This is a genomic window from Paenibacillus sp. P4_A9 (genome assembly GCF_056402415.1).
This window is the reverse complement of sequence record NZ_JBFUHL010000106.1, coordinates 1-10,397: the sequence shown is the minus strand read 5'-3', so window position 1 is coordinate 10,397 and position 10,397 is coordinate 1. Positions and strand designations below refer to the sequence as shown.

The 10,397-nt window shown below is 44.7% G+C and carries 11 protein-coding genes and 2 pseudogenes; 1 reads left to right on the top strand and 12 read right to left on the bottom strand.

The genetic code is table 11. The features are described 5' to 3' along the window. Both AC1DVJ_RS28750 and AC1DVJ_RS28745 read right to left on the bottom strand, forming a co-directional pair. Positions 1–200: pseudogene (locus AC1DVJ_RS28750) on the bottom strand (formaldehyde dehydrogenase, glutathione-independent); the annotation flags it as partial. Between the two features lie 33 nt (positions 201–233). Beyond that, complete coding sequence (locus tag AC1DVJ_RS28745) at positions 234–1,319, bottom strand: fatty acid desaturase (protein WP_477595936.1); 1,086 nt, start codon at positions 1,317–1,319, stop codon at positions 234–236. A gap of 145 nt (positions 1,320–1,464) precedes the next feature. Here AC1DVJ_RS28745 and AC1DVJ_RS28740 point away from each other — a divergent pair, with 145 nt between their 5' ends. Then, positions 1,465–2,361: a helix-turn-helix transcriptional regulator gene (locus tag AC1DVJ_RS28740; protein ID WP_477595934.1), complete on the top strand. Its 897-nt coding sequence runs from the start codon at positions 1,465–1,467 to the stop codon at positions 2,359–2,361. 223 nt (positions 2,362–2,584) lie between these two features. Here the strand turns inward: AC1DVJ_RS28740 and AC1DVJ_RS28735 are convergent, their stop codons facing one another. From AC1DVJ_RS28735 to AC1DVJ_RS28690, 10 genes and pseudogenes are all read right to left on the bottom strand, one after another. Beyond that, entirely contained in the window at positions 2,585–3,631 is a 1,047-nt protein-coding gene (locus tag AC1DVJ_RS28735; protein WP_477595932.1) for a DUF4432 family protein, read from the bottom strand. Positions 3,632–3,643: 12 nt separating this feature from the next. Further along, complete coding sequence (locus tag AC1DVJ_RS28730; protein WP_477595930.1) at positions 3,644–4,423, bottom strand: glucose 1-dehydrogenase; 780 nt, start codon at positions 4,421–4,423, stop codon at positions 3,644–3,646. Between the two features lie 17 nt (positions 4,424–4,440). Beyond that, a complete protein-coding gene (locus AC1DVJ_RS28725; RefSeq protein ID WP_477595928.1) occupies positions 4,441–5,508 on the bottom strand; it encodes a mannonate dehydratase in 1,068 nt (355 codons plus the stop codon). 60 nt (positions 5,509–5,568) lie between these two features. Next, positions 5,569–6,246, bottom strand: coding sequence for an RraA family protein (locus tag AC1DVJ_RS28720; RefSeq protein ID WP_477595926.1), 678 nt, complete (start codon positions 6,244–6,246; stop codon positions 5,569–5,571). 71 nt (positions 6,247–6,317) lie between these two features. Then, positions 6,318–6,989, bottom strand: coding sequence for a GntR family transcriptional regulator (locus tag AC1DVJ_RS28715; RefSeq protein WP_477595924.1), 672 nt, complete (start codon positions 6,987–6,989; stop codon positions 6,318–6,320). 218 nt (positions 6,990–7,207) lie between these two features. Next, on the bottom strand, positions 7,208–8,008 hold the full coding sequence (locus AC1DVJ_RS28710; protein WP_477595922.1) for a pyruvate, water dikinase regulatory protein: 801 nt from the start codon (positions 8,006–8,008) through the stop codon (positions 7,208–7,210). 13 nt (positions 8,009–8,021) lie between these two features. Then, a pseudogene (locus AC1DVJ_RS28705) lies at positions 8,022–8,621 on the bottom strand (putative PEP-binding protein); the annotation flags it as partial. A 109-nt stretch (positions 8,622–8,730) separates the two neighbouring features. Further along, the gene (locus tag AC1DVJ_RS28700; protein ID WP_477595920.1) at positions 8,731–9,351 is read right to left on the bottom strand and encodes a hypothetical protein; all 621 of its coding nucleotides are present in this window, start codon (positions 9,349–9,351) and stop codon (positions 8,731–8,733) included. Positions 9,352–9,483: 132 nt separating this feature from the next. Beyond that, positions 9,484–9,864, bottom strand: a complete 381-nt coding sequence (locus tag AC1DVJ_RS28695; protein ID WP_477595918.1) for an SGNH/GDSL hydrolase family protein — start codon at positions 9,862–9,864, stop codon at positions 9,484–9,486. 174 nt (positions 9,865–10,038) lie between these two features. Further along, the coding region (locus AC1DVJ_RS28690) for a hypothetical protein (RefSeq protein ID WP_477595916.1) at positions 10,039–10,397 on the bottom strand (359 nt) is incomplete at its 5' end.

Sequence of the window (10,397 nt, the reverse complement as noted above, 5' to 3'; positions counted from 1 at the left end):
GTCCGACCTCTAACCATATGCTGATCGCTGCCGCAAATGTTAGTAGTTACGACTTTTAAGATGACACCATGCTCGCATTTTCGTCCTACGTTTAATGGATTGACACCAGGACCATCTTTCAGCACCAAATCCGGATAATCCGTATTACGTACCTCTACACTACCTGGTTGACTGTAGACAACTGCTCTGTTTCCTGCCATGTTCTCATCTTCCTCTCAAATTTAAATTAATCCTTATACCGACTGGGATACTGGTGAAAGTTTTCGCTCATTCGCCTTTTCTACAGCAAATTTGCGGTACCTCGGAACAACATAGGAATTGTCTTTGCGCGCCTTCAAGATCGCAACCCACACCTCGCGGACAGAGGCCGTGAAGCTCGGGGCAGCAGCTGGGCAGTCATGCTTGATCTCCTCGTGTAAAGCTGGCAAATTATAATAGGGAACCATCGGAAACATATGGTGTTCTACATGGTAATTCATATTGGTGTACAGAAACCGAAGAATACGGTTTGTATAGAACGTCCTAGCACAAAGCCTGTGATCGAGCGTGTCTTCGAATAGACCTACATGCTGCGTTGAGACCAGCAAGCCGTTCACAAGAGCGCCATAGAAGGAGGGCAGCCCAACGAACATGAGCGGTAAAATACTCCCTAAATAAAAGCACAAAGCGATAATAACGCCATAAACAAGAATAAATACGCGAGCTTCCAAAAACAATTTCTGTTGATCGCTGATCGGAACCAATTCCTTCTCCTCTGTGGTTAAACGTCCAATTGCATGCTTGAACAGGTAGGGCCAGGTACTGTAAATAAATGATTCCCGTAAAATATACCGCAGCACACGCTGCACCTTCGGAGGGCGCGGTTCCATAATTTCCGGATCGCTGCCTACGATGATCGTATCCGTGTGGTGGCGGGTATGCGTCCAGCGAAAGTTCGTCGCTTGAATTAAGATCAGAAATGAGGTGAACTGATACAAGGCTTCGTTCATCCACGGCGTGCGAAACATCGTGCCATGGCTGGATTCATGCCATTTCGAGACGGCAGGTACCGTATAGACGGTTCCGTATACGAAAAAAGCAGGTATTGCCCACCACGATCCCCATGATAGATAGGCAACATATCCCAGTACGAATGTCAAGGCGATCCAGAGCAAGGTGTCTCGAATTGCCGGAGCGTCCTTGCGAGTCATAAGCTCCTTCATGCGTTTTCGTGGAATCGAGCATTGATACCATTCATCTGAAGCTACGAGTCCTTTCTCGATCGCTTTTTGCCGTTCTGATCCTAGAATACTATAGTCTCGTTGTAACTTCTCACCCATATGATCTCTCCTCTTCAGCCTATAATTTGCTTCTGTTCTGAATATTCTTAGCGTACCAGATAGGTTGACACTTGACTTCCCAGAACATATTAAATAGGATCAGACACATAGGAGCAATTCGAACATATGAAAGGATGAACTTGCCATGACTACAATGCACTCGTCTGTTTCGATGCGATGGGTTTACCCTCCGCATGATGAAAATCCAGAGGATTTAATTAGCGCAACAAATATCAGACTCGTTCCAGAACTGCTCGTCGTTGGCTACCAGAAATATGCAGAAGCTTATCCCATTCCCCTGCACTGTCATCATCACAGATATGAATTCGTCTATTTGCAAAGTGGCAGCGCGACTTGGGAGATCGACGGCATCCCTTATCCAATGAGCGCTGGGCACTGGTTTTATACCCGTCCGGGGGAGCTTCATAAAGCGCGCTTTAATCATTTGGAGCCTAGTCGGATTTGGTGGATGATTGTAGAGGATCCGGAGGACACCCCGGACTGGTTCCGCTTGGATGGCTCTGATCGCGAGTTCGCCATTTCCCGCTTCCAGCAACTACCTCGGGTTTTTCGCGCAGGTCATCGTGTGCATGATCAATTCTTTCGCTTGAAGGCGACATTAGAATCAGATAGTCCTGAAAAGGCATTTTTTGCCAGACATCAGGTTCTCGACATCATCATGGGACTTCTACAGCCTGCTTCTTCCAAGACAATCGAGCCTGGGGTCAAGGAAGCTGTAATCCGTTCCATCCAACAAATGTCACAAACGCCAAATGATCGCTATTCCGTTGCCGAGCTCGCCCGTGCATCCCAAATTAGCGAGTCTCATTTTTATAAAGTGTTTCACGAAATATTCGGTCAGTCTCCTGCCGCTTATATGGAGCGCATCCGAATGGAACGTGCTTGCTCCCTTTTGCAAACGAATGCCTCCATCACGGAAATAGCCTTTGAACTAGGCTTTAAGACCAGTCAGCACTTCACGACCGTATTTCGGAAACATATCGGCAGTTCGCCAAGCGCGTGGCGCAAAATTGGACTCTAATACCGAAGGCTTGATCCCTTCCATTTTGACAATGAGAAAACCTCTATCGAGGCCATTCAAAGATGAGCGACCGCGTTTAGATGTAGGTTTTATCGCCAAATAGAAAGGTGTTTTCGGGAACCGAAAACTTATACTTTCTAATGTGGTCAAAAAAGCCCTCAAGAAGAGGGCTCCTGCATAGCATGCGAATGAAAAATGAGATGCTCCTTAATAAATCGCCCGCTTAAATTTGAAATGGTGTGGCTTTGAGCCAGAAGCGCTTAATCTCCCTCGCTTGGATGTAACCAGCGCTATCATTGCGGATTGCTTCTTCCAGTCCTAGTGTTGGGTAGCTTGAAAATGGTTCAAGCCCGATATTATAATGCCTTCCGTACCACGGATAGCATTCGGTCGCGCCAAATTCCTGCCAATACCATAAATACGGCATGGCATCGCCATCCCAGGCTACCTTCATCCCCATCCCTAATTCCTTGTTCTCGACGCGGTACCATGCCTCATCGCCAAAACCGTAAAGATAGACGATATCGGAAGGCGTCTTCCTATCTGGCAGGATGGAAAGGTCAATTACTGTTCCGTTTTCGGCTTCACCGTGCGGCCACTCGTAAGTAGCGCCCCTGGTCACTCTTCCAGGCAAGGCTACAGGCGATTCTGTCGATTCTGTAATATATCGAACCTTATCGGGGACGTAAATGTGACAGCCAGGGTTCAGAAACGGTTTGCCAAAAGCAATATGCTGGCCCCACATATAACGCAGAGGCATATCGCTCGTATTTTCTATCAGTTCCTCGATAAGAAGAGCCGTTGAGCCACTCTCCAGCGTTAATGTTTTGGTTACTTGAAAAGGCACTTTCTTGGTTCTGACCCTAAAACAAACGGAAACGCGCTCCGGCGTATCCTGAGTTATTTCGTAGTCCCACGGCATATGCGCAACTTCCCCATGTTGTCCGAACTGCGCACCTAAATAGCTGCTAGTTGGCCCGCCGTTGGGAAAAACCTCCTGCCACCCACCGGGATAATAATCCACAAATGTTGAAATCGGATCGGGTGATGTTGACAAATACACGTTGGGATTTTGCACGCCATTCTCAGTCAACCACATAAAATCAAGATCTTTGGGCTTGTAAACATACTCGAAAATTTCAGTCCCTTTATCCACGAGAATGGAAATTCGGACTAATTCATTTTCCAGTACAACTGTACGCATGCCATAGTACGTATATTGATCATGAACGCGGCAACCATAATTTCTTTGTTTACGATAATAATCCATCATTAACACCCCTTATCCTTTCAAAAAGAACGGGTACAGTGTCATACCTCCATCAACAAAGAGCGTGACTCCCGTCACATAACTCGCTTCACTCGAAGCCAGCCATGCAGCAGCTGATGCAACTTGCTTCGGTTCACCTACATGGTTCATAGGGATAAGCGAAAGAACTGCATCATTTTGCTTCGGGTCGGAAAGTATATGCTCATTCATTGGCGTAGCAATGGCTCCAGGGGCAATTGTATTGACGCGGATTCCATGAGGAGCATACTCAAGCGCAAGCGTCTCTGTCAACATCCTCAATCCCCCTTTGCTTGTAGCATAATGAACATGAAATGGTTTGGGAATTTTTTGATGGACACTCGACACATTGATGATATTCCCTTGAATATTTTTCGCCAACATATACTTTATGGCTTCACGGCACCCAACGAAAGCACCAGTTAAGTTGGTATCCATGACCTTATGCCAATCTTCTAGACTTAATTCATGGGAAGGGCATGTCGTTTGAATACCTGCATTGTTAACTAGAACGTCCAAGCTTCCAAATGTATCTATGGCTGTTTCGATAAGTCGTTTGATTTCATCCTCTTTGGATACATCGGCACGAACAGCAATTGCCTCGCCCMCGGCCTTCTTCACCTCTTCTACTACCATGTCTGCCTGTTCAGAAGCATGATGATAGTTAACCACGACTTTCATTTTCTCCTGCCCGAAGCGAACCGCAATGCCACGACCAATCCCCTTCGAAGCGCCAGTAACCACGGCTACTTTACCCTCTAAGTCAGTAAACATAGGACCCCTCCAAACCATTATTCGTTATTCACAATGGATAGTGCTGCTTTCATATAGCCTAGTGCATAAGCCATTCCCGCATGCCAAGGTGCTTTACATGTCATTTGTGGGGTATGATCTGGAATAAAAACACCGTTAAAATTATTTTTCTTATAAATTCGTAGCGCTTTAATCATATCAATATCGCCTTCGTCGACAAACACTTCCTGATAATTCGGCACTTTGCCAATGACATTGCGGAAATGAACATAACCTATCGCATTTTGTTTGCTGTACTGGTCGATCGCCTCATAGACATTACCCTCTGTCATTTCCTGCAATGTTCCCATGCAAAATTCCAATGCGTTGCTATGGCTTGGGATGATATCAAGCAGCTTCTGGTATAAATGCGGTTGATTCACTAATCGCCCATATCCGCGAATTGTAGGCATTGGTGGATCATCAGGATGAGCCGCTAGTCTTACCCCAGCCTCTTCGGCCACAGGGATGAGCTCCCGAAGGAAATACGATAATCTTTCCCATAACTCATCAGATGATATCGGAGGGATATACCCTTGCGATGCGTTAAAATCATACGTCATATTCCAGATTTGCCCGTTTGGAATCGGCGTTTCTTCTGGTCCTTCTTGGAGGTTGAATGTAGCCGTTACAGCTCCACCGCGGGCCACAGGCCGATTGACATGTCCCCAAACGCCGGCGATGCTAAAATTGTATCCAATAATCGGGATTCCAGCCTTACCCACGTTGCGGATGATCTGCTTTAAGTGCTCAAGCTGTTCTTTTCTTTTTGGACCATCCATTAGGATATCGTACCAATCCGCCGGACTGAAGTTTTCGATGGCTTCGAATTCTAATCCCTCATCATTCATGGATTTCTTTAATGCCAGCAGGCTTTCATAGGACCACACATCTTCGTTCGGCCTTGCTATCCCCATGTTACGGTCTTTATCGGTAGATGGCAAACCTTCTACACCATTGTAGTAATCCACCAAATGAGCAACGATATGAGTACATCCTGCTTGTTTGGCAAACTGGAAATTGTCTTTCGTCAATCGATCACGATATAATCCAAGACCTAGCTTCATGACATCAGCCCCTCTATGGCAAAATGAAATTAATAATTTGTATATTTCCGATCTATCCAGTTAAAGAATCCCAAAGGTTTTGAAAGCTTCCGTACATAGCATCCCATCCTGTAAGGCCTTCCTTACTAGATTCTCTCCTTCTACTTTTTCCAGTGACTTCTGAATAACCTCCTCCTCAATATCTTGAGGAATGAATACAATACCATCGATATCAGCAAACACGTAATCGCCAGGGTGGATTCGTACGCCGTCTACTTCAATCGGCTCTTGGTAATGGATAAGATTTACACGTCCCTTAGAATCCGTCGGTACCTGCCCCCTAGCAGCCAAAGGAAATTTCATTTCCAGGATTTTGGCTGTATCACGGTTCAGACCATCCACAATAGCGCCTCTGCCTCCACGTGCACGACATGCTGTCGAAATCAACTCTCCCCAGAAAGCAGCTTCATCTGGAGCTCCCGTAGAGACTACAAATACCTCACCAGTTGAAACAGCGTCGATGGCTTCCATTTGCAACTTATAGGGCTCTGTTGGAATCGAAAATACCTTTGTTGCTTGTGCAGTGAAAGAGCGCCCACTTATTTTCAAATTAGGATCAATTAACCGAAGTCCTGCGCCTAAAGTTTGATTACGATAACCAAGATCATCCAAAATATCGCCAATAACAGCTGAATATAATTTTCCCTCTAAGAAATCGAAATCGTATCCTGCAATTGTCGTTGCTTTCGTATTGTTCATGTTTCTATCTCCTCTATCGATGATATTTGAAATGTGAAATTTCAGTTTAACTAAAATATAAAAGGAGCTCTTTACAGGACCCCTCCATTTTCACTTAAATGTTCAATCATATTGATCTTACTATTCTTAATATGTTCCTCAAGCTTTGCGCATGCATCGATGAAGTCATATCGCTTTAGTGCCTGTACAAACGCAATATGTTCGTCGTGACCTGAGAAAGAACGTTCATAACTTTGAAAGTAGTAGATCCTTGCTGCATACAGAAAACTATTAATGGACCTATATTGCTCCAGCATTCGTTGATTGTCCCCTGCCTGAACAATTTCATTGTGGAACCTTACATCAAGTTCAAGAAAACGTTCAAATGGAAAAGGCTTTACAAGCAATGTTCCCTTAAAATCTTCAAGGATTTCTTCAAGCGCTTTAACCAATTGTTGTGCTTTCAACTCTGTAAGATGAGATATACACCACTGCTCAATCATTAAGCGAATTTCAGAAACTTCTTCAATGTCCGATACTTTTAAGCTCGTGATAAAGGTCCCCGATCGAGGCTTTACTTCCATAAGACCTTCTAGTACTAGACGGTTAACAGCATCCTTTAATGGCGTTCGGCTTATGTTCATCTTTTGCGATAAATCRTTCAAATCAAGCCTTTGCCCGCCAATAAATTCACGGTTTAAAATCTTTTTTTTGAGCAAATGATACACTTTCTCTGAAAGTTCGGTGTGCTCTAATTCATACACCTATTTCCCACCCCTTTCGCTACTCAGTTTGCACAACTGAAATTTCAGATTTTAGTTAATAATACTCCTTTCATTTTATTATTTCAAGTAGTCCCGGGGTGAATCTACAAATTTATTGTTAACAAGAAAAAGGAACCCAGCAAATGTTTGCTGGATTCCCAAATTATTTACTACGATAGCAGACTAACCCCGTATTGACAGCATGACAATACTTAAATTCACATGGCATCCAAAATGATRCCMGCCGTTTCCTCAATTGCTTTCTCCGTGACGTCGATCACCCTACATCCRAGCTGCTTATACAAGCCATAGGCATATTCCAGTTCTTCYGCYACTCTTTCTATCGCCGAATATTTAGCGCCAAATGGCAGCCCTACCGCTTTCAGCCGTTCCGTACGGATCTTTACGAGCTGATCTGCGCTCATCGTCAAGCCAATTAATTTGCTTTTATTCAGCGTAAACAAGTCTTTCGGCGGCTTCACTTCCGGCACTAATGGATAGTTAGCCACCTTATATCCCTTATRTGCGAGATAAATACTTAATGGTGTTTTGGATGTCCTAGATATGCCCAGAAGAACAATATGTGCTTGTTTCAGYGCACTTGTATCTTTGCCATCATCGCATTTTACTGCAAAYTCAATGGCCTCGACCCGCTTATAATAATCTTCATCCATCTGGTGCAGCAAGCCCGCCTGTCTCTTGGGAGAATCGTGAAAATTATCTATGAAGGCTTGCATCACAGGACCWAGGACGTCTATACTGGTTACGTTTAAACGAATGGCTTCTTGCCGCATCATCTCTCTTAATTCCGGAAGAACTAGTGTGTAGACTACAAAACCTTCCACTCTAGAAGCTTCCTTCATCATCAATTGAATTTCTTCCTCCGAACGCATGGTCCCAAAGCGCTTAACATGAACTTGACTGGCATTAAACTGACGAATCGTCGCTTGAACGACGGAATTAGCCGTTTCCCCAATCGAGTCCGAACAAACGAAGATCGTACGGACTTTCTCCTCCATCCCTGAATTCCCCCTAATTCGCTATAGCTATGTTACTTTTTTCACTAACGCCGTGTAGGATAAACGCTTGCGCTGCGGCAATTCGAGCCAAAGGAATTCGGTATGGCGAACAGCTCACATAGTCCAATCCAGTCAAATGGCAAAAGAAAATCGACTCTTTATCTCCGCCATGTTCTCCGCATATGCCCGTCTTTAAAGACGGTTTAACGAGCCGCCCCGTATTCACAGCTATCTCTATTAATTGTCCGACTCCTTCTATGAGCTACGATCTGGCGCGCTGTAAGTGCTGCACGTGTCACCTCAATCATAGTTCCAACCTTGTACGGACAATCTCGAAGTTTGTCTAATCCCAAGACTTGGTGAGCCACGAAATCAACAAGCTCTCTCAAAATTTTCAGCTCATTAGCGTGGCCAACGAGTGGAATCATAATTTCGGGAAGAACTTGGATACCTCTATCGATACATCGTGAAGCCCACGGAAAATGGCCTCAATCTGCATATTATAAATTTCCGGAAATACGATCCCAAGCCTGCAGCCCCGCTGTCCTAGCATAGGGTTCGTCTCGTGGAGGGCTTGCACCTTGCGCAATAGGTTAACAACTTCTTCTCTTTGCTCGTTTTTCGTTTCATTTATGCGGCAATACTCGCTATCTTAAAGCTATCCGCGACACTCGAAAGCTGCAAATCATTCCAAGTCGTTGTGTCACTAGATTCTCTCTCCTCTATTCATTCACTAGCAGCTTCAAAATTCGAACTGCATGTCCAGTGCTTGTTTCATGCTTCTCACTGGCGATGCGTATGTTTACTGTATGTGTGCAACGATCAAGCTGATCGGAGAACATGACTATTTTAGGTCGATAAAACTTTACGCAATATGAATCAAACAGAGGTATGGTTCGTAAGTCTCCGCCGTCAATTGAAACCTCGATGTTTCCGGTGTCCATTCCGGCCAGCAAGGAGATCCCAACCGCCGTTCCGGTGAAGCTGAATTGTAACTCAGCCCCAGGCTTCTCTCCCACAAAGATATCGGCAGGCATTGCCCAGTTGAAGTATTTCTCGGTTGTCCAGCCTTCGACCATTTGCCAGTCGGGCCCCCTCTCAGCGGGTGAAGGCAACACTTGCTTACCATTCTCATAACTGAACAAATCCAGCGCTGATGGGAGTGCACATGGATCTTCGGACTTATCATTGGGAACGAATAGCGCTTCTTCCAAGAAATCTTCAATTACCTTTGCATACAAAGAATAACCGAAATCATTCGGGTGAACAGTATCCCCGCTAATATCTTCCCATTGCAGCTCATCTTCAGCTAGCTTGCTATAAATAGCGCCTGCGATGTTCACGGAAGGCACTCGATAGTATTCAGCGACTTCTTCATGGTTATAGATATTGTCCTGCAGCCTATGCTCAGCTATAAAGAGCTCAGAACCAGAACGAACGGGTGTATAAATAAAACATATGTCAATTTGCGGATATCATCGCTTGGCATTACGAACGATGCCTTCCATCGCCCGGATGGACTCGATGCGGTTTCCAGCATCATTCACGGCAAACTCGACGAAAAGTAGATCGACACCACCATGATCAAGTACATGATCCTCTAACCGAAACGCACCATAGGTAGAAGTGGTCCCGCCAATCGCTGCATTAATGAAAGTAAACGCCACATTTGGAAATCTGCGCTCCAAATATCGGTATGTCAGTGCCCGGTAGCTTGTGGCTTCTGAATCCGATGCCCCTTCTCCAACTGTAACCGATCCACCAATGAAGGCGACTGTCGCCTGTTGGCCTTTTGCTAATTTATTCGCGATGCGACTTAAACCGTCATGGGTACAATAATCATGAAATGTTTTCATTTTATATTCCTTCTTATCATTATTCTAAATGGTTGGTAATCCTGATACGTCGGCAAAATGCCAGCTATAAGTCATATGACTCGCAGCTAGCTACTTATTGTAACCTTAATTTTACTAAATAGGGGTAGTATTGAGTAGGTACTCAAACTAAATAAAAGTCACTTTTCCCAACCTTCATTTGAATTCTTCGAGTAGTCCAATTTTATCAAATGGTATGGGTTTGAAATCGGGGATGAGTTGAAATACGACCGAATCTTGCCGCAAAGCAAAGTTCAGCTGAGAACCATCCTCAAAACCCAAATCGACATCAGCATTAAGCTGCAAGTTATGTTCGATCTTTCCGTGCATAATCACCGTATCAGCCAGTTTCATGGGCTTAGTTTTGTAAATAATATTCCGAAMTATAGAATTCCCTTTCGGTACCCCGGGGTCATCATTCAAAATGTTGAAGAGCCGCGGATACTTCCGCTTCCAAACCTCGCTTTGGTAGGGTACTTCCCTCAATTTAACAAACAGAGTTCCAAACAGAGTTC

What these genes read in the sequence shown, in the direction of transcription:
- AC1DVJ_RS28740 (WP_477595934.1), top strand. Translation starts at nt 1,465, where the DNA reads ATGACTACAATGCACTCGTCTGTTTCGATGCGATGGGTTTACCCTCCG.
- AC1DVJ_RS28720 (WP_477595926.1), bottom strand. Translation starts at nt 6,246, where the DNA reads ATGAACAATACGAAAGCAACGACAATTGCAGGATACGATTTCGATTTC.
- AC1DVJ_RS28725 (WP_477595928.1), bottom strand. Translation starts at nt 5,508, where the DNA reads ATGAAGCTAGGTCTTGGATTATATCGTGATCGATTGACGAAAGACAAT.
- AC1DVJ_RS28695 (WP_477595918.1), bottom strand. Translation starts at nt 9,864, where the DNA reads ATGAAAACATTTCATGATTATTGTACCCATGACGGTTTAAGTCGCATC.
- AC1DVJ_RS28745 (WP_477595936.1), bottom strand. Translation starts at nt 1,319, where the DNA reads ATGGGTGAGAAGTTACAACGAGACTATAGTATTCTAGGATCAGAACGG.
- AC1DVJ_RS28735 (WP_477595932.1), bottom strand. Translation starts at nt 3,631, where the DNA reads ATGGATTATTATCGTAAACAAAGAAATTATGGTTGCCGCGTTCATGAT.